General features: G+C 66.9%; 24 protein-coding genes. 6 read left to right on the plus strand and 18 right to left on the minus strand.

All coding sequences use genetic code 11. The features are described 5' to 3' along the window. Positions 1-591, plus strand: a complete 591-nt coding sequence (locus NYP18_RS07280; RefSeq protein ID WP_259427512.1) for a hypothetical protein — start codon at positions 1-3, stop codon at positions 589-591. Positions 592-838: 247 nt separating this feature from the next. Here NYP18_RS07280 and NYP18_RS07285 read toward each other — a convergent pair whose 3' ends face one another. Then, a complete protein-coding gene (locus tag NYP18_RS07285; RefSeq protein WP_259427513.1) occupies positions 839-2,254 on the minus strand; it encodes an SPFH domain-containing protein in 1,416 nt (471 codons plus the stop codon). A 255-nt stretch (positions 2,255-2,509) separates the two neighbouring features. Here NYP18_RS07285 and NYP18_RS07290 point away from each other — a divergent pair, with 255 nt between their 5' ends. Next, the gene (locus NYP18_RS07290; protein WP_259427515.1) at positions 2,510-2,884 is read left to right on the plus strand and encodes a Cif family virulence factor; all 375 of its coding nucleotides are present in this window, start codon (positions 2,510-2,512) and stop codon (positions 2,882-2,884) included. 443 nt (positions 2,885-3,327) lie between these two features. Here the strand turns inward: NYP18_RS07290 and NYP18_RS07295 are convergent, their stop codons facing one another. The 3 genes from NYP18_RS07295 to NYP18_RS07305 are packed head-to-tail and all read right to left on the minus strand — an operon-like array spanning position 3,328 to position 4,557. Continuing rightward, complete coding sequence (locus tag NYP18_RS07295) at positions 3,328-3,501, minus strand: hypothetical protein (protein ID WP_259427516.1); 174 nt, start codon at positions 3,499-3,501, stop codon at positions 3,328-3,330. Beyond that, positions 3,501-4,202 (minus strand): YceI family protein, encoded by a 702-nt coding sequence (locus NYP18_RS07300; RefSeq protein ID WP_259427517.1) that lies wholly within the window; start codon positions 4,200-4,202, stop codon positions 3,501-3,503. Before NYP18_RS07300 ends, NYP18_RS07295 begins: the two co-directional genes overlap by 1 nt. A 7-nt stretch (positions 4,203-4,209) precedes the next feature. Next, complete coding sequence (locus NYP18_RS07305; protein ID WP_259427518.1) at positions 4,210-4,557, minus strand: hypothetical protein; 348 nt, start codon at positions 4,555-4,557, stop codon at positions 4,210-4,212. Positions 4,558-4,688: 131 nt separating this feature from the next. Between NYP18_RS07305 and NYP18_RS07310 the strand changes: the two genes are divergently transcribed. Next, positions 4,689-5,066, plus strand: coding sequence for an RNA polymerase-binding protein RbpA (locus NYP18_RS07310; protein WP_126120659.1), 378 nt, complete (start codon positions 4,689-4,691; stop codon positions 5,064-5,066). A 107-nt stretch (positions 5,067-5,173) separates the two neighbouring features. Here NYP18_RS07310 and NYP18_RS07315 read toward each other — a convergent pair whose 3' ends face one another. The 3 genes from NYP18_RS07315 to NYP18_RS07325 all read right to left on the minus strand — a co-directional run bounded on the left by NYP18_RS07315 (position 5,174) and on the right by NYP18_RS07325 (position 8,150). After that, complete coding sequence (locus NYP18_RS07315; protein WP_259427519.1) at positions 5,174-5,977, minus strand: polyprenol monophosphomannose synthase; 804 nt, start codon at positions 5,975-5,977, stop codon at positions 5,174-5,176. Further along, on the minus strand, positions 5,974-7,503 hold the full coding sequence (gene lnt, locus NYP18_RS07320) for an apolipoprotein N-acyltransferase (RefSeq protein WP_259427654.1): 1,530 nt from the start codon (positions 7,501-7,503) through the stop codon (positions 5,974-5,976). Before lnt ends, NYP18_RS07315 begins: the two co-directional genes overlap by 4 nt. A 71-nt stretch (positions 7,504-7,574) precedes the next feature. Beyond that, positions 7,575-8,150, minus strand: coding sequence for an FxsA family protein (locus NYP18_RS07325; protein ID WP_259427520.1), 576 nt, complete (start codon positions 8,148-8,150; stop codon positions 7,575-7,577). Positions 8,151-8,210: 60 nt separating this feature from the next. On the opposite strand from NYP18_RS07325, the gene NYP18_RS07330 reads away from it, so the two are divergent. Next, a complete protein-coding gene (locus NYP18_RS07330) occupies positions 8,211-8,879 on the plus strand; it encodes a hypothetical protein (RefSeq protein ID WP_259427521.1) in 669 nt (222 codons plus the stop codon). Positions 8,880-9,609: 730 nt separating this feature from the next. Next, positions 9,610-10,044 carry a hypothetical protein gene (locus NYP18_RS07335; RefSeq protein WP_259427522.1) on the plus strand — a complete coding sequence of 145 codons (435 nt, stop codon included), beginning with the start codon at positions 9,610-9,612 and terminating at the stop codon, positions 10,042-10,044. A gap of 143 nt (positions 10,045-10,187) precedes the next feature. On the opposite strand, the gene NYP18_RS07340 is transcribed toward NYP18_RS07335, so the two are convergent. From NYP18_RS07340 to NYP18_RS07350, 3 genes are read right to left on the minus strand one after another with little or no spacing between them, the layout of a single operon-like run. Beyond that, complete coding sequence (locus NYP18_RS07340) at positions 10,188-10,919, minus strand: SDR family oxidoreductase (RefSeq protein ID WP_259427523.1); 732 nt, start codon at positions 10,917-10,919, stop codon at positions 10,188-10,190. Positions 10,920-10,924: 5 nt separating this feature from the next. Further along, positions 10,925-11,710, minus strand: a complete 786-nt coding sequence (gene ygiD, locus NYP18_RS07345; RefSeq protein ID WP_259427524.1) for a 4,5-DOPA-extradiol-dioxygenase — start codon at positions 11,708-11,710, stop codon at positions 10,925-10,927. A gap of 9 nt (positions 11,711-11,719) precedes the next feature. Continuing rightward, a complete protein-coding gene (locus NYP18_RS07350) occupies positions 11,720-12,835 on the minus strand; it encodes a M24 family metallopeptidase (RefSeq protein WP_259427525.1) in 1,116 nt (371 codons plus the stop codon). Positions 12,836-12,870: 35 nt separating this feature from the next. Between NYP18_RS07350 and NYP18_RS07355 the strand changes: the two genes are divergently transcribed. After that, entirely contained in the window at positions 12,871-13,470 is a 600-nt protein-coding gene (locus tag NYP18_RS07355; protein ID WP_259427526.1) for a S1 family peptidase, read from the plus strand. Here the strand turns inward: NYP18_RS07355 and NYP18_RS07360 are convergent. The 8 genes from NYP18_RS07360 to pafA form a co-directional block, all read right to left on the minus strand. Continuing rightward, positions 13,464-13,982, minus strand: coding sequence for a DnaB-like helicase N-terminal domain-containing protein (locus NYP18_RS07360; protein ID WP_259427527.1), 519 nt, complete (start codon positions 13,980-13,982; stop codon positions 13,464-13,466). The two genes, NYP18_RS07355 and NYP18_RS07360, sit on opposite strands and share 7 nt — an antisense overlap. Positions 13,983-13,992: 10 nt before the next feature. Continuing rightward, entirely contained in the window at positions 13,993-16,785 is a 2,793-nt protein-coding gene (locus NYP18_RS07365) for a DEAD/DEAH box helicase (protein WP_259427528.1), read from the minus strand. Positions 16,786-16,979: 194 nt separating this feature from the next. Next, complete coding sequence (locus tag NYP18_RS07370; RefSeq protein WP_259427529.1) at positions 16,980-17,717, minus strand: slipin family protein; 738 nt, start codon at positions 17,715-17,717, stop codon at positions 16,980-16,982. A 309-nt stretch (positions 17,718-18,026) separates the two neighbouring features. Continuing rightward, the gene (tatC, locus tag NYP18_RS07375) at positions 18,027-19,016 is read right to left on the minus strand and encodes a twin-arginine translocase subunit TatC (protein ID WP_439648066.1); all 990 of its coding nucleotides are present in this window, start codon (positions 19,014-19,016) and stop codon (positions 18,027-18,029) included. Positions 19,017-19,034: 18 nt separating this feature from the next. After that, positions 19,035-19,334 (minus strand): Sec-independent protein translocase subunit TatA, encoded by a 300-nt coding sequence (gene tatA / locus NYP18_RS07380; RefSeq protein ID WP_259427530.1) that lies wholly within the window; start codon positions 19,332-19,334, stop codon positions 19,035-19,037. A gap of 67 nt (positions 19,335-19,401) precedes the next feature. Further along, entirely contained in the window at positions 19,402-20,364 is a 963-nt protein-coding gene (locus NYP18_RS07385; protein WP_259427531.1) for a helix-turn-helix transcriptional regulator, read from the minus strand. Between the two features lies 1 nt (position 20,365). Beyond that, positions 20,366-21,319: a helix-turn-helix transcriptional regulator gene (locus tag NYP18_RS07390; protein WP_259427532.1), complete on the minus strand. Its 954-nt coding sequence runs from the start codon at positions 21,317-21,319 to the stop codon at positions 20,366-20,368. Continuing rightward, positions 21,320-22,756: a Pup--protein ligase gene (pafA, locus tag NYP18_RS07395; protein ID WP_259427533.1), complete on the minus strand. Its 1,437-nt coding sequence runs from the start codon at positions 22,754-22,756 to the stop codon at positions 21,320-21,322. It lies immediately after the preceding gene. Positions 22,757-22,762 lie beyond the last annotated feature (6 nt).

Consider the following 22,762-nt stretch of genomic DNA (forward strand, 5'->3'; position numbering starts at 1 on the left):
ATGGCTGACGCGCACGCACTGCTGTGGTGGCTGCCGGTCGGCGCGGGCGGCCATGTGGTCGTCCACACCAGCCGCTGGTGGGAACTATGGAACGCGGTCAGGGCACGGCGGGCACCTGAGCCGCTGTTCCACGCCGTGCTCGAGGTATTCACCGGGCAACACCGTCATGTCATCGAGATGGGGCCCGCCTGGGGGCAGCGCGGTCCCGTCCGGCAGGTAGTGGCCACCGGACCCGTCGGTGCCCAGGCGTTGGGCCGCTGGGTGATGTTCCGTTATGAGGTCCGGTGTTGGGCCGAGGGGGACATCCCGGACCGGGAGTTCGCCGTCGGGCCGCCGCGCCGGATCTCCCTCACCGTCCGAGAAGCCGCGGATTTGGTGGCACGCACCGCGGAGGTGCCCACCCACGTCTGGGGACAAGACATCTTCGGGGTCGGGGACATGTGGAACTCCAACTCCCTGATCTCCTGGCTGCTGCAGTCCAGTGGTATTGACGCCCGGGCGCTGGCCCCTCCCGCGCCGGGCCGTGCACCCGGCTGGAGGTCAGGGATTCTCGCCGCCATGGAGACGGAAAGGGGAGTGCGCTACCTCTGAAAATCTCATACTGTGAGATTTTCCAGGCCGAGGTCGTGGTCTCCGCCCGGGGATCGGGGAGACCAGTGTCCACCAGGTGGGAAAACGGCGGAAAGGGAGGGATCGGCAATTCTCCCGTTCTGTCGGGGGTGCAAGTCTCCGGGAACGACCCTCCGTCGCTCTTTTCCTGCACGGTCAGCCACCGAAAAAGGAGCCCACCCGCCAGCTTCGCGCTGACGAGTGGGTGAGATCGGGGGAGAGGCTGTGATCAGCTCTCGGTGCTGATCTCCTGGGCGGGGCGGTGGTTGATGCCCTCGGGGTCCAGGGCCTTGCTGAGCGCGGCACCCTGGGCAGTGCCCGCGGCCTCGCCTACGGCGCGGCCCTGGATCAGTTCGGCGAGGTTGATGCCGGTGGTCTGATGGACGGTCTGGAAGACCGCCTGCATGCCCGCGGCCTGCTCACCGGCGAAGCGGGAGCCGACGGTGCCCTCGGTGCCTTCGCCGCCGGCGATGACGGTCATGGAGCCGACGTTGCGGTAGCCTTCCGCGAAGGTGCTCATCAGGTCGGGGAGGACCTCCAGGGCACGCTGCGCCAGCAGCGCCTCCTGGTTCTCCTTCAGGGCCTCGGCCTCAGCCTTGAGGGCGTCCGCCTTGGCCTGGCCGGCCAGACGGATGGCGTTGGCCTCCGCCTCGGCACGGACCTCAACAGCCTGGGCGTCAGCCTTGGCGATCTCGGCACGGGCCTGCGCCTGGCGGGTCTGCTCGAAAGCCATGGCCTCCGTCTCCTGCTCGCGGCGGTAACGCTCGGCATCGGCCACGCGTTTGACGTCCGCGTCCAGCTGGGCCTGCCGGTTCTCCGCCTGCTGCAGGAGGACCTGCTGGCGGGCCTTCTCGCCGGCGAGCGCCTCGGCCTGTTCGGCTTCCGCGCGGGCCCGACCCACCTCGCTGGTGGCGTTGGCGGTGTTAGTGTCCAGTGCGGTCTGCTCGACGAGGTTGGCCTCCTCGTTGGTGATGCGCTCCTTGGCGATGGCACGCTCGGCGTTGGTCTGGGAGATCTCGGCAGCCTGGCGCTTGGCCTCGATCTCCGGGGCACCGAGGGACTGGATGTAGCCGACGCCGTCGGTGATGCCGCGGATCTGGAAGGAATCGAGGATCAGGCCCTGCTGTTCCAGTTCGGGGGTGATGGAGCTGGCGATCTCCTCGGAGAAGGCCTTGCGCTCGCGCATCAGGCTGACCACCGACTGTTGGGCGATGACACCGCGCAGGGAGCCTTCCAGCTGGTCCTGGGTGAAGTTCTCGATGGCCTTGTCCTGGGAGGCGAAACGCTCGGCCGCCCGGCGGACGTAGTCGGGGTCGGAGCCGATCTTGACCAGGGCAACAGCCTCGACTGCGAGTGTGACGTTGTCCGCACTCTGGGCCTCGGACTTCATGTTGACCTGACGGGAGCGCAGGGAGATGACCTCATGGCGCTGGTTGATGGGGTTGACCAGGGCCTTGCCGTTGACGACGACGGTGGTGGCGTGCGTGGTGCCGTCCTCATCCTTCTGGCTCTTGCCGGAGATGATGAGGGCCTCATCGGCCCGGGCGACCTTGATCCAGGCCCGTGCGGACAGCAGGAAGAAGAGACCGCCGACGCCGAGTATGACGAGGACGGCAACAGCGATCAACGTGAAAATAGCACCCATAAAATAAGGAGTTCCTCTCAAATAGAAGACGTGAGTTCTCAGAATCGGGAACCCTCCCGGACTGAGGCAGACCTGTTCAGCTCACCATATCTGTCGGTTTCGCGCTGGATCTGGACGGTTCTCCTGCCCCTATAGGGCGGGTATTGGGGATAGGAGACCTGATTCTATATATGTCCCGGCACTGAAAATATACTGAGAACTGGGCCGATGCCGAAGATCCGGCTTTCCGCGACGGGGGAGCGTACCCTAAGTGATATGGGTCACCATGATCAGGTTCCTTCATTCATCCATGATTTTTTCGTCCAGTATGCGGACGCGCTTCTGGATCGCAACGCCGACGCCCTCGCCGAACTGTACTCAGTTCCGGCGCTGATCCTTTTTCCGGGCAACCACATCGCCGTGAATTCTCGGGGCCAGACCCGCGAGTTCTTCGCGTCCGCCTGGGGCCAGTACGAGGGCATCGAATCCCTGAGCAACGACATCGAGATCGTCGGCGAGGCGCCGGCGACGCTCTGGGCGGATGTCGCATGGAGCTGGCAGGGCGAGGTCCGAGAGCGGTTCATTTACCAGCTGGCGCAGGATGCTGACCGGGAGTGGAGCATCGCCGTGCTGACGCCGTTGACGGTGTGAGCGGGTCCGGACGGCCGCACGGGGAGCGGCCCATCCAGATAAAATGACATAATGTACATTATCGGACAATTGCCGATATGGGCCTGAGCGGGTCTCCGCCACCTGCCCGTGCCTCACGGCGCACTCCGTCCCATGCGTCCGCCCGCTTGCCGACGTCCCGTGCATCCCTGACGCCCGGCACTCTCGCCGGCACGCGAACGTGTCGCCACGCGCCGCTGACTGTCGGCCGACGCTTTGTGTCGCCGCAGCGTCCGGGCACCCAGGCTCCGCCCAGCCATGATGGGTCCCGATCCAGCGTCCCGTACCTGGGACGCTGCGCTCAGGCCCTCGCCATGGATCCGCGGGCGTCGATAAGCATGAAAAAGGCCCGGAGGCCGCTTCTTCCCTGCGGCCTCCCGGCCGTCCCAATTACGTAACTGTGACGTTAATGGGGCCCATTCTGTCTACTCGTTGCCACGCTGCCGGTACGCGTACCAGAGCTGTCCGGCTGAAACCAGGACAATCACCCCGGCGATAATTCCGACGAGCCAGTGACCCTGGACCATGACAAAAATACCGAAGGCCAGGATGACGATCAGGCGCAGCCAGATCATCGGGATCATCTGGGACGGTGACATCAGTTCTTCTCCAGAGAGACGCGGATGTTCAGCTCGCCGGTGTCGTCGATCTTCGCGGCGACGAAGTCCGGCGACTCGACGCCGTACTCGTTGCGGTCGATGAGGACGTCACCGGAGACGATGAGGCGGTCGGCGTCGCGAAGCACGTCGAATTCATGGCTGAGCGGGCGCACCTCTCCCCTGATCTCCATCTCGCCGCTCAGCGTCACCCTGCCCGGGGTGCCGTTGCCCGGCAGCTGGGAGACGTCGGCAGGTTCCGTGATGCGGAAGGTCGCCGTCGGGAACTGGTTGGTGTGGAGGATCTTGTTGCGGACGTTGATGTCACGCCGCTCGTTGTCCGTGCTCACCTGGGTCATGTCGACGATGATCTCACCGGCCTGCAGGGTGCCCGCCTCGATGGTGGCGTAACCCTCGACGGCCTGCGTCGAACCGGAGGTCTGGCGGCGATCGGAGGGCAGGATCTCGAAGAAGGTGAAACCCACGGAGGTGGAGTTCGCACCGGTGCCGTGGGTGACCTGCCACTCCCCGTCAACCTCGGTCGTGGCGGGCTGTGCGCTCTGCGCGGAGAGCCCCTCCGTACGCACCCCCGGCCCCATGATGATGTTGTACAGCATGGGAACAACCGCCACCAGGGCAAGTGCCACAATCAGTACGACGAAGATCGCGACGATGATCTTGTTGGCGGATTTCTGCTGGGCCATCCCGTAGTTACCTCAACTTCTCAATTGTCCGTGCGAGCGCAACCAGTTCGGTGCACAGGACGCGCATTTCCTCCGGGTCGGCGCCCTCCGCGGATGCGGTGGCAACGTCCTCGGCCGCGCACCGCAACTCGAAGAGAGAGTCCCGTAGTGCTGCAACGCGGTCCGGATGAATGATAACTGCTTCCGCGGGGATACTGGTACCCGCGACGTTATGGCGCTGCTCATAAGCCCGCTGTTTGCACGATCTGCTGCAGTATTTGCGTGGTCGGCCACGGCCGGTGCTGACCAGCTCCTTGCCGCACCACGTACAGGAAGTCACGAGATTGGTCGAGGATATCGTCACGTGACCCACCATAACTGATCTCATGCGATCCGCAGGGAACAAACCGGTGGCCTGGTCCGTTATACTGGTAGGTCTATAAGTGAACCATGGGGAGTTCTCCTCCCCCGGTTCCCCGGGAATGCAATGAAAAGGATGATGCCGCAATGGCAGATCGCGTACTCCGCGGCAGCCGCATGGGTGCTGTCAGCTACGAAACTGACCGCGACCACGACCTTGCCCCGCGCCAGATGGTGAAGTACCGCACGGAGAACGGTGAGATCTATGAGGTCCCGTTCGCCGAGGATGCGGAGATCCCCGAGGAGTGGATGTGCAAGAACGGTCAGCTGGGCACACTCGTCGAGGGCGAGGGTGTCGAGTCCAAGCCGGTCAAGCCCCCGCGTACCCACTGGGACATGCTGCTTGAACGTCGCAGCATCGAGGAGCTGGATGTGCTCCTGGAGGAACGCATCGAGCTCCTGCGCAAGCGCCGCCGCTCCGCCGCCCGTCTGCTCAAGGAGCAGCAGGCACAGGAAGGCAAGTAACCCCCTGTAGGGTCCACCCACCTCAGATGATGATCCCCTCCCCCACCCGGGAGGGGATTTTTCATGCCGTTCCCCTCCCCGGGCCCCAGTCCCCCGTCCTGGGCTGCCTAGCGGTGACGCATGCGCTGCCAGCGGTTGTACTCATAGCCGATCATGCCCTTGGCCACCTTGGCGAACTCCGTGAGCTGTCCCGCGCGGTGGCTGAGCCCCCAGCGGGTGACCTCGAAGAGGGAGTCCTTGACGAAGCTGCCGTCGAGCTTGGATTCGCCGATCTCACGCTCGGTGAAGGTGATGGGCACCTCGCGGACGTCGAAACCGGCCTGGACCGCCCGCCACGCCAGGTCCACCTGGAAGATGTAGCCGGCGTCCGAGAGTTCCTCCAGATCCATCGTCTCGAGCACCTCCCGGCGGTAGGCACGGTAACCGGCGGTCATGTCGGACAGTCCCCCGCCGAGCATCAGCGAGATGTAGGCGTTGCCGCCCTTCGACAGGACCAGGCGGTTCTTGGGCCAGTTGACCACCCTGCCGCCGGGGACATAACGGGAACCGATGACCAGGTCCGCTCCGTCATCGACCTCGGCGAGCAGCAGGTGCAGCTGCTCGGGGGCGTGGGAGCCGTCGGCGTCCATCTCGCACAGCACGGTGTAGCCGGCCTCCAGGCCCCACCTGAAGCCCGCGACGTAGGCACCGCACAGGCCGCCCTTGCCCTCCCGGTGCAGCACGCTGATGTGGTTGTCCTCCGCGGCGAGCTCGTCGGCCTTCCTCCCCGTCCCGTCGGGGCTGTTGTCGTCGACGATGAGGATGTCGACCTCCGGGGTGGCCGCGCGGACCCGTCCGACGATCAGGGGAAGGTTCTCCAGCTCGTTGTAGGTGGGGATGATCACCAGGGTCGCGTCACTGGGATTGGTCACGAAGGTCTCCTTCTGGTTGTTGTCGACTGCTGCCGGTGGATGAGCACCAGGGCGGCGGCCGAGAGAATGCCTCCCAGGATTATAAGTCCCAGCTCAACGGCCTGGCCGTACCGGGCTGCGAACGTGATCGAATCGCGCAGTGGCAGCGTCTCCACGAGGTGACCGGGGTGGAAGATCCCGGTGTTCTGGCTGACGGTGCCGTCGGGGTGGACGATGGCAGACACCCCGGAGGTCGCGGCCACCACCAGGGCCCGGTCGACCTCGATGGCGCGCAGGCGGCTCATGGCCAGCTGCTGGTAGGTCATGTCGGTGAATCCGAAGGTGGCGTTGTTGGTCGGGGTAGTCAAAAGCTGGGCACCGTCGAGGACGGCCTGCCGGTAGGCGGGGTCGAAGGCCACCTCGTAGCAGGTGGCCACGCCCAGGATGACGTCCCCCATGCGGACGGTGAAATCTGCTGGGCCGGGCTTGAAATCGCCCGCCTGGTCGACGTACGGGGAGAACAGACGGAAGAAATCCCGCATCGGCATGTACTCGCCGAAGGGCTGGAGGAAGTGCTTGTGGTGGTGGTCACCGGCACCGTCCTGCGGGTCCATGACCACCATGGTGTTGCGGTCGCCTACCTCGTCGCGGGTGATGGTGCCCACGAGCACGGGCGTATTGACGGCCGCAACGGCCTGCGCGACCATCTGGCCCGCCTGGACGTCGGCGAAGGGATTGACGTCGGAGGAGTTCTCCGGCCAGATGACCAGGTCGAGTTCCTGCCCGGTCTCCCCCACATGTGCGGCCAGCTCCTCCGTGACGCGCACGTGGTTGGCCAGCACGGCCCGGCGTTGGGCGTTGAAGTCCAGGCCCATGCGCGGCACATTGCCCTGTACCGCGGCGACGGTGGCCTCACCGGTGGTGGCGGAGTCCCGGTTGACCACGGTGGCCCCGGTGAGCAGCCCGGCCAGCAGCGGCAGCACCACGGCGGCCAGGGCGGTCAGCCGGATGCGGCGGTCACGGGTGAACAGTCCCACCAGGCCGGCACCCACCATGACGGCAGCGAGGCTGACCAGGGCCGGGCCGCCCCACACGGCGAGGTTGGCCAGGGGGCCGTTGATCTGGCCCCAGGCCAGCCGCACCCAGGAGAAACCGCCGAAGGGGAAGGAACTGCGGGCCCATTCCACCAGCACGTAGACGAAGGGGAAGGCGAGGAAGCCGTAACGCCAACGGGCGACGGCCACCCCGACCAGGCCGGTGAGCAGCGCGCTGAGCGCGCAGACGACAGCGAGTGCGACATAGGGCAGGGAGCCGACGAACTCGCCGACCCAGGGCAGCATGAGCAGGTAGAGCACCAGGGCATGGACCAGACCGAGCAGCGCTCCGGTGCGTGAGGACGGCCCCGGCCGCCCCCGCCACGGCATCAGCGCGGCGTAGAGACCCGCTATGCCGAGGACACCGGCGATCCACCAGCCCAGCGGCTCGTTGGAGGTGAAGGCGAGGAATCCGGAGGCCGCGGCAAGCACAAACCGCAGCAGCAGGATCACCCGTGGCCTGCCGGTCTCCTGCGGCTGCGGGGGTTTCCGGCGGGTCTGCGGGCGGGTACGCGTGCTGACGCTCACCCCTTCTCCCCTGGCTTGTCCGGATTCTCCGGGTTCTCAGGTCCGGTGAAGTCCTCGGGGCGGATGTTGCGGGTCCACTCGACGATCTCTGATTCGTCGATGACCTCACCGGTGGGCTGGTCCGCCTGCGCACCGGACTGCGGGCCCTGCGGGTTGAAGAAGCTGCCGTAGCTGGTGGCCGCACGGTTGGCGTTGGTGGCCTCGAAGCTGCGCACGCCGAGGTTCTCGATGGATTTGACCAGCCTGGCGGCGAGCACCCGGCGCGCCAGGGCGCGGGTGGGTGGGAAGATGAGGAGGAGGCCGATGATGGAGGAGGCGATTCCGGGGGTGGCGGCGAGGATGGCGCCTGCGGTGAGCAGGCCGTAGTCGCCGGCGAGGCGGCCGGGGCTGATGCGTTTGGCGGCGGCGAGGCGGCTGACGCGTTGCATCTCTACGCCTGTGCTGACCATTCCGAGGCCCATGAGGGCGAAGACAGCGAACAGGGCCCAGCCGAGGCCGAGCCAGGAGGCGGTTGCCCAGAAGGTGAGGGCCTCGATGAGGAGTACGGGGAAAACTGTGAGGATCAACGGCACATCTGTCACTCTACCTGCGTAGTTGGGGGTTGAACCACCCGCTGTCGTTAGACTGCTGGCGTGACTGATCGCGGGCCTGTATTCATCGACATCGACATTCCTGACGGGATCATTGCGCCTGGGGGTTGGGAGCCGTTGGCTGCGCTGGCGGATGCCCATGGGGATTCGTTGCTGCATGTGACGGAGGAGGGTCTGCTGCGTCTGTATGGCTCCGGCTCCGAGGACGTGCTTGTCGACGCCCTCGCTGACGCCGGCTACTCCCCTGCTGAAGCGGGGTCGTCCGCCGGGGAGGGGGAGATCGGGTGGCTGGCGCAGGAGGACGGGTTGGTGCACCTGGGTGCGGGGTTGCCGTTGGGGACGATGGGTACGCAGATGGCGCGGATGCTTGATGTGATTGAGGCGCCGGTGGTGTTGTGCCGGGGGCGGGTGCTGCGGATCGAGGGGTTGAGTGAGTCGATTGCTGAGCAGGTGGTGCGTGTGCTGGCGCCGCAGGGGTTGATCTTCGATGTCAATTCCCCGCTGTTGGCGGTTTCTGCCTGCGTCGGTGCCACCCAGTGCCGGCTGTCGTTGTCGAATGTGCGCGGGGATGCCCTACAGGCGGCGGCCTCCGGTGCCCTGACTGCCGACCACACTCACTTCGTCGGCTGTGGGCACCGGTGTGGTGCCCCGGCGCGCCCGCATACGGAGTATCTGGCGACCGGGGATGGCGAGTACGAGGTGTCCGGGTAGGTCTGCTGCCTGAGGCCCTGCGATCAGGGTCAGGCGTCATGGTCCCGTCACCAGCCGTGTTGTTGGCTGTCAGAGCCAGAAGGCGTCGGCACAAATGCCAGGTGAGCTCACCCATGCTAGAAAAAGATGATCATGACCAGGAGTAAAAGAAGGACCGCGAGGAAAATTACTGGACCGATCCCTTGACCTCGCTTGCCTGCCTCTCCCGGAACCGGGGGTGGCTCAGGCATCCCGGCTATGGGGTTGCCACTGATCCCCGTAAATGTCTGTCCCACCATGGGATCACGATCCTCGTGATGCTCAGCCATCTTGAGCCTCCTTATCTTCCACGCTACCTGCGGGAAGGTGTCCCCGGACAGGAAGGTGCTGACAGTGATGGTGAGCGCGTAGTTAGCGTGGATGCCGCAGGAGAGGTCTCGTGGTGTCCCGTCCAGCTCGAGGGTGCCCGCCAGGCTGCGATTGTGTTCGGCAAGGTCAGCAAGTGGGTCTCCCGGGGCGCGCAACATCCGGCACTCGGGTGAGGAGGTTGCCTGGCCACTGACACTTGAGCCATAAACGACACCAGCTCCGTGTGGTCCGGGCTTTCCCCGCTCACGGACGCAACCATGCCCCTACTGTCGGTGAGGCCACAATGGGGCGGGTGTGAGGAGCTTCCTAGTCGCACCGCCACGGTCTTAAGTCGACACTGCGTGTAGCGGTCAGATCCCCGGGAAAAGGAGAGGACAGGCAGATGTTCGTTTTCGTGGATCCACCTCGTCTCACCCTACTGTTTGTCTCCGAGAAGGAGACCGGGAGAGAATGCTGTGTCGGCCTGCTCAGAGGCACCTCGCGGATCAAGAAACTCTTGAAACCACCCGGCAAGCTCGAACACCATTACCTGGAGTGGGAAGAGATCAGAAGTAAAGAACCCGGTCTGGAAGATGCCGCCGAGGGCACCCTGGTGCACCTTGTCCTCCATAGCGCGCTCCCCGATCCCGGGCCCATCTCATTTGTCTCCCCCGGTCAGGATCTTATCCTCGCCACCCTCGATAAGGAGATGGCCTGCCTGGTCCTCGAGGACGAGCGCAGCAAGATCAGTCCCGAGTTCGTGCAGATGTGGTCCGTGCCCGTCGGGTGGGAGGCTCCCGGGCTGGAGGACTTCCTTGACCGTGCCCGCGGCGGTTGATGACACCCCACCGGATGTGGCTGGAAACGACCGTTTACCGGGTACTTACGCAAAGAGGCTGGAACACTACACTCACTGCGGAAGAAGCCCAGAAGTCCACATAACCAGGCACTGTGTCTGACACAAGCTCTCCGCAGAGTCTGCTAGCGGGGCATGTGGCGCCAGATGGGTCGGGGGACGAGTTTCATCACCCAGGCGAGCAGCTGGAGGCGTCGGGGGATCCAGAGGGTGGTGCTGCCCTTGCCTGTATGGATCTCCTTGGCCACGGCGTCGGCGACCTCGTCGGGGGTGACGGACATGGGGGCGGGTGTCATGCCTTGGGTCATGGCGCCGATGACGAAGCCGGGGCGGGCGGTGATCAGGCGCAGGGGTGTGCCGTGGAGTCGGTCGGCGAGTCCCTGGCAGAAGGCGTCGAGGCCGGCTTTGGTGGAGCCGTAGACGTAGTTGGCGCGGCGTGCCCGCCAGCCGGCGATGGAGGAGAAGGCGATGATCTCACCGTGGTTCATGCGGTCGGCCAGGACGGTGAGCATGCTGACCTGGGCGGTGTAGTCGATGGTGGCGATCTCTGCGGCGTGGGCTTCGTCGGTTTCGGCGCGGTGTTGCTCGCCGAGGATGCCGTAGGCGAGGATGGCGGTGGTCACTCCCCCGGTGAGTTCCTGTGCCCGGGTGACGAGCTTGCGGTGGGCCGCCAGGTCGGTGGCCTCGAAGTCGAGGGTGTGCACTTCGGTGGCACCGGCACTGCGCAGCTGGGCGGCGACGTCGGCAAGCGAGTCGGGTCTGCGGGCGGCGAGCACGACCGGGCGCCCCGGGCAGAGGCGTCGGGTGAGTTCGCCGCCGATGTCGGAGGTGGCGCCGAGCAGGAGGATGCCGTTCATGGCCCCTAGGATGCCACGCGGTATCCGGTCATGGACAGTGAGCCCATGGTGCGCTGCTCGTTGAAGACGTCGACCTCGCCGTCGCCGATGGCTGCGGAGACACCGGCGATGTAGGCCAGGGGCAGGAAGTGGTCCGGGGTGGGCACGGAGCGGGTGTAGCCGGCGTGGTCGCGCAGGGCCTCGAGACGGTCGGGGTCGGTGAGCATGAGGTCGCGGGCGGCCTCATCGAAGGAGTCGGCCCAGTCGAAGCCGGTGTCGCCGGCGTGCCACTGGACCATGGAGAGGTTGTGGACGACGTTGCCGGAACCGACGATGAGGACGTTGTGGTCGGTGGCCAGCTTCGCCAGGCGGGTGCCCAGGGAGACATGCTCGCTCAGCGGCTTGGAGGCGTCGAGGGAGAGCTGGACGACGGGGATGGAGGCCTCGGGGAACATGTGCTTGAGCACGGACCAGGTGCCGTGGTCGAGGCCCCAGTCCTGGTCGTTCTGGACGAGGGTGGGCTTGGCGATGTCGCGGACCAGTTCGGCGATCTCCGGATCCCCCGGCGCATTGTACTGGACGTCGAAGAGTTCCTGGGGGAAGCCCCAGAAGTCGTGGATGGTGCGGGGGTTGGTCATGGCGGTCACGCCCGTGCCGCGGGTGTACCAGTGGGCGGAGACCGAGAGGATGGCCCGCGGGGCCTCCTGGGTGAGCTGTTCGCCCAGTCTGGTCCAGGTGCGGGTGTAGTCGTTGTCCTCGATGGCGTTCATGGGGGTGCCGTGGCCGACGAACAGGGCGCGGGTGGTGCTCATGGGTGGTGTCTACCTCAGATCTCTTTGTTGACGTGTCAGTAATTCTATACCGTTATCTGACACAACAGCAATATCCTCCAGCCGCATTCCCCATTTTCCGGGCAGATAGATCCCCGGCTCGATGGAGAAGCACATCCCCGGCTCCAGCACGAGACCGTTGCCGGCCATGATGTAGGGCTCCTCGTGCGTGGACAGGCCGATGCCGTGGCCGGTGCGGTGGATGAAGTACTCCCCGTACCCGGCGCGGGTGATCACCTCCCGGGCGGCGGCGTCCACGGAGGCGGCCGTGACCCCCGGGCGGGCCTGTGCGACTGCCGCGGCGTGTGCCTGCGCCAGCACCTCGTAGGCGGCGACGGCCTCCGGATCAGCGTGGTCGATACCGCCGACGACGTAGGTGCGGGTGGAATCGGAGTGGTAACCGGGCCCGCGGGTACCTCCGACATCGACGACGACAACGTCACCGGTCTCCAGGACCCGGCCGGAATGGCTGTGGTGGGGGTTGGCGCCGTTGGGGCCGGAGCCGACGATGACGAAATCGACCGCGTCGTGTTCCTTGAGGATCAGCGCGTGCAGGTCGGCAGCCACCTGTGCCTCCGTGCGCCCGGCGCGCAGCAGCTTCGGTACGCGCTCATGGACGCGGTCGATGGCCAGTGCCGCCTTATGGAGTTCTTCGACCTCGGCGAGATCCTTGCGCATGAACAGTTCTTTGAGCGTGGTCGCCGCCGCCACGGTCTCACGCCCGTCGAGGTGGCGCTGGATCGCGAGGACATGCAGGGTGGTGAGCGAAGAGCCGAGGGCTACCGGCCCGGTGGGCGGGAGGAGACCGACGGCCATGCCGTGGGTGTCCTGCCCGTCGTTCCAGCCGCGGACCTCGACGTCGAGTTCGGGCACCGCTGAGTGGGCGATGTCGCCGACATCGGTGCCCGGCACGAGCAGGACGGGTGTGCCCTCGGCGGGGACGACGAGGGCGGTGAGGCGTTCGTGGGAGCTGAGCCAGGAGCCGGTGAGATAGGCCAGCTCCGGGCCCGTGCCGATGATCAGCCCCGCCAGCCCCTGTACCCGGCACAGGCGGGCGGCCTCGTTCAGCCGGCGGGCGTAGACATGCGTGTCGAAGAGTTCAGCCATGCCGTCCATCGTAGGCACCACTACCCTTAGGTGGCGTGTCCTCTGCCATCACTGTCCGCCTGTCCGCCGGTCGTTCCTACTGCTCCGGGGTGCTCATCAGCCCGGACCTGCAGGCCGCCGCTGCCACCCGCACCGATCTCGTGCTCAGCTGCGCGCATTTTCTGCGCGGTCGCACCGGACCGATCAAGGTCGGCCGGGCACACGTGCTCGGTGCGGTGCGCATCCCGCGTACCGATCTCGCGGTGCTGCGTCTGGACACCCCCGCGCCTCCTGCTGATTTGCTGCGTTTATCGACGTCCCGTGCTCCCTGGCTCGCCCCCACCCGCACCGAGGGCTTCGGCGGTGGTTCCCGGCGCGTGCAGCAGCGCCACGGCCGGGTCATCGCCCATCTGCCTTTCGCGCTGGGGCGCAACCTGCGTACCCTGGTCACCTCCGCGACGATTCTGCACAACCGGTCGAAGGCCATCAAGGGGGATTCCGGCGGGCCGGTGATCGTGGACGAGGAGATCGTGGCCGTCCAGGCGCTGATCTCTGATCCCTTCGGCTACAACCTCGGTATCGCCACCGTGGCCCAGGTCGCCGCCCACCGGGAGAAGATCGCCGCGGCGGTGGCTGCCCTGCAGCGCGCCTACTGATCCCCCGGTGCCGGCTCACGCAGGGCCTGACGCCTGTTCCACGCCGCCCGCTGCGCCTTTCCGTGCTCGATCATGATCCGGAACAGCTCGTTCTCTGGGGCGGTCTCCCCCGCATGCACCAGCGCGGCCGCCATGGCCTGGTACTGCCGGCGGTAGGAGGCGCCGAGGACCTGGTCGGCGTAGCTGAGCACCTGCTCCCCGCGCACCCCCAGTGTGGCCAGATCCAGCAGGATGGACTCCGCCGTGCGGTGCGGCAACGCGGCTGCACTGCCCTGGGCGGCGAGTGCCGAGCGCAGGCTCGCCGGATCCGTGGACTGGCCCACCGCCCGGCGCTTGGCGATCAACTCGAACAACCGGCCATGATGGGGATCATAGAAGTCCGCGCCCGCCAGCACCGCGCACACCCGGTCACTGCCCCGGTGCCCCTGTCCTGCCCACATGAGGCCACACAGCAGGAGTGCCTCGGGGTCCAGCAGCAGGGCGGCGCTGACATGCTCGCCGTCGGTGACCACCACTGACCCCTTAGGAGCCGATGGCCACGACACCCCGGCGGATCGCATTGATCGCGCGCCGGGCATTGGCCTGCACATCGTCGGTGTAGGCGGTCTTGCCCACCTGGTCGAGCAGGTCGATGACCTGGCGGCACCAGCGCACGAAATCACCCGGGCTCATCTCCGCCCCGGAATCCGCCGCGGCGGCCAGGCAGTAACCCAGCGGGGCACCGGCGGCCCACTGGTGGATCGCCAGGGCGAAACCGGCCTCCGGTTCCCGGGTGACGGGCAGGTGATGGCGTTTCTCATCGGCGGCCAGCTCCGACCAGATCCGCATGGTGGCATCCATCGCCTCCCCCATCCGGTCGGTGGCCGGCTGCGGTTCCCCGCCGGTGAATTTCCGGTTCTCGAAGGTGCACAGCGAGACCACCCCGGCCAGCTCCGCCGGGTCCAGCTCATTCCAGATCCCACGGCGCAGGCACTGGGCCACCAGCAGATCGGATTCGTTGTGGATCTGGGAGAGCAGCTCACCCTCCGGGGTGATCACCGGTGTGCGCTCCGGGCCGGTGCCCTCGAAGGCGACGTAGCTCATCTCCGAGAGCAGCCCGATGATGCGCTCGAAATGCCTGCCGAGGGTGTCGGTGGCTTTTTCCACGCGTGCCGACAACCGGTCGAGCTCGCGCTCCCGGCGCGCCAGCTTCTCGCCCACCCGGGCCAGCTGCTCCCGGTCGGTCGAGGGCCAGTGGTGCACCGGGTGGCGGCGCAGGGCATCGCGCAGTTCGGTGACCTTCTTCGATTCGCGTACCCGGGCGTGCTGGCGCATCTTCTTCGGCCGGCCGTAGCTGTGGCGGCGGAACTGCTCGGTGACGTACCGGGTGTTGCGGCGCGGTTCCTTGGTCACGTTGCGCGGCAGGCGCATGTGCCCCAGGGTCATGGGTGGGTTGGCGAAGGACTCGGCGTCGATACGCCCCGACCAGCCCTGTTCCGTGGTCACCCAGGGACGCGGGTCGGCGGTCTGGTTGGCGGGGGTGACCACCACCGCCAGGACGGGGTGTTTGCGGCCCGGGATGGCGATGACATCGCCGACCTGCATCCTGCCCAGCAGGGTGACGGTCTCCTGGTGGCGTTGCTCCATGGAGTAGATGCGCGCGGCCTTCTCCTCGTCGGTGATCTCCCGGCGCAGGCGCATGTAGTCCATGAGCAGTTCGGCCGGGTCCTCGCCGTCGCGGGCGGGCGGGGCGAAGGTGGTGATGGCGTCGGTGAGCTGGGTGCGCAGGTCGTTGACGCGGTGTTCGGCGCGTTCGATCTCCCGGACGTCGTCGACGACGGATTCATCGGCCTGGTACTGGGCGAAGGATTTCTCCAGCAGGCGCAGTGAGGGTTCAAAGCCGATCATGTTCAGCAGGTTGACGGCCATGTTGTAGCCCGGCGCGAAGGTGGAGATCAGCGGGTAGGTGCGTGTGGAGGCCAGCCCCGCCACCGCCCGTGGGTCCATGGCCGGTGTCCACTGCACCACCGCATGGCCGATGACGTCGATGCCGCGGCGACCTGCGCGTCCGGTCAGCTGGGTGTACTGGCCCGGGGTGAGGTCGACGTGGCCCTCACCGTCGAATTTGACGAGCTTCTCCAGCACCACCGAGCGTGCCGGCATGTTGATGCCCAGGGCGAGGGTCTCCGTGGCGAAGACCGCGCGCAGCAGGCCCTGGACGAACAAATCCTCGACGATGTGGCGGAAGGCGGGCAGCATGCCGGCGTGGTGGGCGGCGAAACCGCGCTTGAGGGCCGCCTTCCACTGGGAGAACTGCAGGATCTCCAGGTCCTCCTCGGGGATGCCCTCCACCCCGGCGTCGATGATCTCCTCGATCCGGGTGGCCTCCTCCTGGGTGGTGAGGATGAGGTTGGAGCGCAGGCACTGGAACAATGCCCCGTCGCAGCCGGCCCGCGAGAAGATGAACGTGATCGCGGGCAGCATCTTCATGCCCTGCAGCACCCGGATGACATCGGGACGCCCCACCGGCTTCTGCCGGTCCTCGGGGCGTTTGACCCCGGAGCGCCGGCCCTCGGCGCGTGCCCGGAAACCGCGGCCGGATTCCCAGTCGGAACGCCCCTCCTCCGCCTCGGCGGATTCCAGGCGCTCGATACGCCGTTCCAGTTCGCGGTTGACCTGGCCGCCGGTGTCCGGTTCGAACAGGGGGTAGATCTTCCGGCCGACCATCATCCACTGCTCCAGCGGGACCGGACGCAGGTCGGTGACGATGACCTTCGTGTCGCCGCGGACGGTGGACAGCCAGTCGCCGAACTCCTCCGAGTTGGACACCGTGGCCGACAGGCCGATGATGTTGACCCGCTCGTCGAGGTTGAGGATGACCTCCTCCCACACCGCGCCGCGATCCCGGTCGGCCAGGTAGTGGATCTCGTCCATGACCACGTGGCTGAGCCGGTCGAGTGTGTCGGAGCCGGCGTAGATCATGTTGCGCAGCACCTCGGTGGTCATGACGACGACCTCGGCGTTGCCGTTGATGGACACATCGCCGGTGAGCAGGCCCACTGCCTGCTCCCCGTGGACCTCGACGAGGTCGTGGTACTTCTGGTTGCTCAGCGCCTTGATCGGCGTGGTGTAGAAGCACTTCGTGCCCTGGGACAGTGCCAGGGAGACGGCGAACTCGCCGACGATGGTCTTTCCGGCTCCCGTGGGGGCGCAGACGAGCACCCCGTGTCCCTTCTCGACCGCCTGGCAGCCCCGGAGCTGGAAATCATCCAGCGGGAAGCTCAGGCGGGAGGTGAACTCCGCGAGGTGGCTGGCCTGGCTGTCAGTGGCGTTCATGGCTCCCAGGTTACTGAAAACCAGGGCTCATGAGCGGGAGAGCCCCGGGGGTTTGTCCCCGGGGTCCAGCGGGGATGACGGGGTGCGCAATATCTCACCTTGACGCGTCAAGTCCGAGTGCCCGAACAGGGACGATGCGCACCGCTCCCCTGCTCCCCTGTCAGATGTTGCGCACCGCGTCGGGCTGGGCCGGGCTAGAGCTGCTCACCGCGGACCTCGATGGTCGATCCCGGTGGCAACGCCTCCAGCATCCGGATCCGCGCCAGCACGGGGTTCTGTTCCAGCACCTTCGCGCTGGCCAACCGGGCCCGGGTTGTCTTCACCTCGGTACGGGCGCGCTCCAGGTCAGTCTCAGCCTGCACCTTGGCCACCAGCGCCTCCTGCAGCGCGGCAGCGTACTCCTTGGGCAGACTGACATCTTTGAGCAGGACCGTGGTCACCTCCACCCCGACCGTCCCAGCAGCCTGCTGCGCGGCTGTGAGCACCGGGGTGAGGTCGATGCGGGTGCCGACGAAAGCCTCCAGCGGGAGCCCGGCGACGAGTTCACGCAGTGCGATCTGGGCGGCGAGATAGATCTCCTCGTCCGGCCCCTGGGAATTGGTGATGAAGGCGACCGGGTCGGTGGTGCGCGCTGACAGCGCGAGTGTGATCGTCACGGTCAGGGCATCAGCGGTGGGGATCGACTGCGGATGCACCTGGATCAGACGCCGGCGTAGGTCGACGGGCAGGAAGCGGTCGCCCGGCCGGGAAAATTCGCGGGTGTTCAGGCGGGTGGTCTCACCGTCGCGCTGGCGCAGCACCGCGTGCCCGGCCCGCGGAACGGGAGAGCGCAGCGGTGCTGACTGCCACCCTGACTGCCAGCCGGGGCCATCCGACAACGGTGAGTACATGGTCCAGCCACGGTCGAGGGAACGAGAACGGAAAAGACCCATGCAATCACCCGGAGAAGTTTAAGGGGGTTGCCGCCGGCCGGGGCCGATGGCGACGGGGCGCCGGGGCGTCCCCTGTGCCGGAAGCGCACAGGATCGGGCCGGACCACTGGCCACCACCGGAGAAGTTCCGGACGGCGGCAACCCGTTTCATAAGGAGTCAGGGACTCGAACCCTGTGGGCCCCAGGGGGCCGTGCCGTAGCGGTCCGCACCAGTTCAATCGGGAACACCCCGCAAAGACCGGAGGCGCCCAGCAACCACGGTGCGGTGCTGGGCGCCAGACTAGCGCACAGGAGTGCTTACGTGCCGGACTAGAGCACGTCGTCGAAATTATCGAAGCGCCGATCCGCGGCCGGCTGCGCGGCATCCACCGGACGCGCCGGGCCGACCGGGGCCGGTGGATCCACCCCACCGGGGCCGGTGCTCAGCGGCGAGGCATGCTCATCGTCCAGGTCCATCCACTCCGGGCGCTGACGGTCGCGGCGCTTGTCGTTCCAGCGGGCGAACTGCAGCGCCATCTCCACCAGCAGGGTCAGGGCCACCGCGAGCACCACCATGGAGAAAGGGTCCTGGCCCGGGGTGATGAACGCTGCGAAGATGAACAGGATGAGGATGATCATCCGTCGCTTCTCCTTGATCGCCTCATACTCGAGCACACCGATGATGTTGAGCATGACGATGATCAGCGGCACCTCAAAGCTGACACCGAAGATCAACAGGAACGCCAACAGGAAATTAAAGTAGCGTTCACCGGTCAGCGCCGCTGCCTGTGTCTGGTCACCCATGGTGAGCAGGAACTCCAGGCCGAAGTGGACGATGAAGTAGGCCAGCACGGCACCGGCGATGAACAGCAGCACCGCCAAGGTGACGAAGGTGAAGGTCGCGCGGCGTTCCTTCTTGTGCAGACCCGGAACAATGAAGGCCCAGAGCTGGTAGAGCCACACCGGGGATGCCATCACCATGCCGGCCAGCGCGCCGACCTTCAGGCGCAACATGAACATTTCCAGCGGTGCTGTGGCCAGCAGGCGGCACTCGCCGTCCAGGGTGAAAGAGGCGCGGCTCTCGGGGGGCAGCGCACAGTAGGGCCCGCGCAGGATCTCGCCCAAGGGCATGAGCCCGAAAGGAGCGTACTGGTACCACACGAAACCGACCACTGTGCCCGTCAGCAGGGCAAGCAGGGAGATGATCACGCGGCGGCGCAGCTCCTGGAGGTGCTCGACCAGTGACATCTCACCGGCCAGCGACTTCTTTCTCCTCCTCAGGCGGGGGCGCTTCTGCGTGACGTCACCGGACTGGGACATCGTCGACGTGACCCCCGGCTACTGGTTCGGCTGGTTAGGGTACTGCTGCTGACCAGGCTGACCGGTCGGACCCGGCTGCTGCTGGGGCGGGTTCTGCTGCTGATCCCAGTAGCCCTGCTGCGGCGGGGCGATCTGACCCGGCTCCGGCTGCGGGGCAGCCTGGGGCTGGTCGTCGTTGCTCATCTCCTTGACCTCGGACTTGAAGATGCGCATCGAGCGGCCGAGGGAACGGGCCGCATCCGGGAGCTTCTTCGCGCCGAACAGCAGGATCAGGACGACGACGATGATGATGAGCTCGGTGGGACCGATGTTGGGCATGGGGGCCTTTCGGTGGAACTGGAAGGATCAGGGTTACGTTAACACTTCTGCCCTGCACTTCAAGGAATCAATGGTAGGCGGCCAGGGCTGATGCCGCGTAGTCACGTACCTCAGCCGCCAGCTCCGGTGGGCCGGTGACCTTCAGCCGATCGGACTGGCCGAGGGCGAAACGGATCAGCCACTCCTGCGAACCGACCGGCATCCGTGCGCTCACCCAGCCGTCCTCGGCCACTTCCCCGAGGGTGACCGGGAAATAATCGGCCAGCCAGGTGTGCTCGGGGTGGATGAGCAGCTCGGCCTGCTCGGTGATCAGCCGGTAGCCGAAAGGGTCGTCGCTGTCGAAGGGCAGGGAGTCCAGGTGGGGCGCAGAGTCCTCGTCAAGGATGTGCACCTGATTCATCCGGTCGGCCCGGAAGTTCTTGTGCCGGCCCGAGGCCTCCTCCCAGGCGGTGAGATAGGTTTCCCCGCCGGTGACGAAGATCCGCGCCGGGTCGACCACCCGGATACTGGTGCGGTCCGAGGAGCGTGAGCGGTAGGTGAAGCTCACTTTCCGACCAGCCTCCATCGCCTCCCGGAGGATCTCCTGGGCAGTGTGCTCGGCCGGGTCATCGGCGGCGAAGGAGTCGTAGATGGCCACGGTCTCCTCCCCCAGGATCCCGCGCAGTTTCGCGGCGGCCGAGATCACAGCCTCCCGGTCGGTGAGCCCCGGCATCGCCTCCAGCGACTCCAGCGTCAGCAGCAGCACACCGGCCTCCGTCGGCGTCAGTCGCAGGGGGCGGTCCATGCCCTGGGAGTTGGTGATCTGCACCTGTTTGTAGGAGGCGGTCAGGTCCACCAACTCCTCCGGCCACATGCCCACCCCGCAGCACGCCAACCGGGTCAGCTCCTCGATGAGCCGGGCAGGGTCCCGACCGAGGTCCCGGGCTGCCTCCAGCACGGTGCGCCCCGGGTGGGCCTGGAAATACGGGATGAGGTTCAGCGCGCGGACCAGGGTGTCCAGTTTCGCGGGGGAATCCACGGGTCGGGACATCTCAGCGGGTCACCTCCTCAAGCAGGGTGATGATCTCGGCGCGCACATCCGCGGGTTCGTGCACGATGACGCCTGGGGCGAAACCGGCCGCGGTGCGCGCCAGCCAGTCGCGGTCGACGTCGATGAGCTCGACGCGGCCGTCGTCCCGGCGGGTGCCCGCCGCGGCGAGTTCGAGCGCGGTGTTCTCGGGGATGGTGAGGACGGCGTCGACACGCACGCGCCCGGCGCGCAGGGAGTCCTCGACGAGTGTCTGCAGGTCCCCTGGCGGTTCGGTGTGGGTGGCCGGGGTGCGTGAGGCCTTCACCCCGCGGATGCGGCGGAGGCGGAAGACGCGTGGCTGGTCGCGGTCGATGTCGTGGCCGACGAGGTAGAGCCTGTCATGCAGTGTCACCAGGCCCCACGGGTCCATGACCCGGCGCACCGGCGCGGCGGTGGGGGTGGCCACGTAGTCAAACGACATGCGCAGTCCCTGGCGGATGATGGTGAGCAGGTCCTTGAGCAGTGCCGGGGGCAGGCGGTGCAGGTCGCTGACGGTGGTGAACACCGGTGCCTGGGAGAGGTCCCGGCGTACCCCTGCGGCGGCGAGTTTGGTCCAGCCCGAGCGGGCGAAGGCGCCGAGTTCGCTGCTGCGCCCCATCTCGCCGGCCAGGCCGAGCACGGCTGCCTCCGCGGCGGTGAAGTTCACCTCGGGGAGGTTGTACTGGTCAGAGAGCAGGCGGTAGGTGGTCACCCCGTCCGTACCGATGGCCGATTCCAGCGGCACTCCGGCGCGGGCCAGGGTGTCGATGTCGCGGCGCAGCTTGGTGAGGAAGGCCTCCCGGCCCAGGTCCTGGTAGCCGTCGACGTGGTCGCGGATCCAGGCCGGGGTGAGCATGCGGCCGCCGTTGCGGTCGGCGTCGAGAAGCGCGAAGGCCAGGTTGGTCAGCCGCGTGACCGCCTCCGTCTGTTTGACCATCTAGACCCTCCCGTAGACACCTGCGTTGTCCTCAAGATAGGCCAGGAGGTCGTCGATGCGCTCGTCAACCGCCGCGAAGGGGTCGGCCAGTTCCACCACACGCGGTTCCGGCTCGTTGACCTTCAGGTTGACCCAGTCGACGGTCACCGGGGCGCCGAGGTCTTCGGCGCGGGTGATGAACTGGCCGCGCAGGCGGGCACGGGTGGTCTGCGGGGGCGTGTGCACGGCCGCGTCAATCGCCGCGTCATCGGTCCACCGCTGCACCAGTCCCCTGCCCTCCAGCATGGGGAACAGGCCACGACCGGGGCGGATGTCGTGGTAGGCGAGGTCGACCTGGGCGAGCTTGGGATGCGTCCAGTCCTCGCCGAGGCGTTCCCGGTAGCGGTTGAGCAGGTTGAGTTTGATCACCCAGTCGATCTCGCGGTCGACGTGTGAGAAGTCCTGGGTGCGGATCGCCTCGAGCTGGCGGGTCCACAGGTCCACCACCTGCCGCAGTTCCGCGGTGGGGGTGCCCTCGTCGGGGCGATTGTCCAGCCAGGCGGTGGCGGCGGCCAGGGTGGCCTCCTGGACCTCGAGCGCGGTGACGGTGCCTCCGGCCTTGAGTCCCAGCTGCGTGGCGCCGGTCAGGTCGCGGGCGATGTCGCGGATGTGCCCGATGGGGTTGTCCATCTCGAAGTCCGGCAACCCCACGCCGGCCTCGATCATCTCGAGCACCAGCAGGGTGGAGCCGATCTTCAGGGCGAAGGTCGTCTCGGACATGTTGGAGTCGCCGACGATGACGTGCATGCGGCGGAAACGTTCGGCGTCGCCGTGGGGTTCATCGCGGGTGTTGATGATGGGCCGGGCCCGGGTGGTGGCCGAGGAGATGCCCTCCCAGACCTGGTCGGCGCGCTGGGAGAGGAGAAAACCGGCCGGGAAACCGCCGCCGGCACGGCCCACCATGCCCGCCCCGCAGATGAGCTGGCGGGTGATCATGAAGGGCAGGAGCTGCTTGCCCAGGCTGCGCAGCGGCAGGCGGCGGCCGACGAGGTAGTTCTCGTGGCAGCCGTAGGAGTTGCCCACCGAGTCGACGTTGTTCTTGAACAGGTAGACCCGCCCGTCGATCCCGTCCGCGGCCAGTGCGGCCTCCGCCTGCACCGCCAGGTCATTGACCACCCGGTCCCCGGCCTGCTCGTGGTTGAGCAGCTGGGTGAGGCTGTCGCACTCGGCGGTGGCGATCTCCGGGTGGGAGCCGACATCCAGGTAGAGGCGGGAGCCGTTGGGGGTGAAGATGTTCGAGCTGGCGTGCCGGGAGATGATCGGCCGGAACAGGTAGCGGGCGATCTCATCGGGGCTCAGGGTGCGGCCGCCGTCGCCGGTGACCGCGGTGATGCCGTACTCGGTCTCCACGCCGACGATGCGGCGGGCGAACACGGGTGACTCAGTGGGGGTGGTCATGGGGGC

Origin of the sequence: Corynebacterium lemuris (assembly GCF_024919295.1) — a bacterium.
GTDB classification, from domain to species: Bacteria; Actinomycetota; Actinomycetes; order Mycobacteriales; family Mycobacteriaceae; genus Corynebacterium; species Corynebacterium lemuris.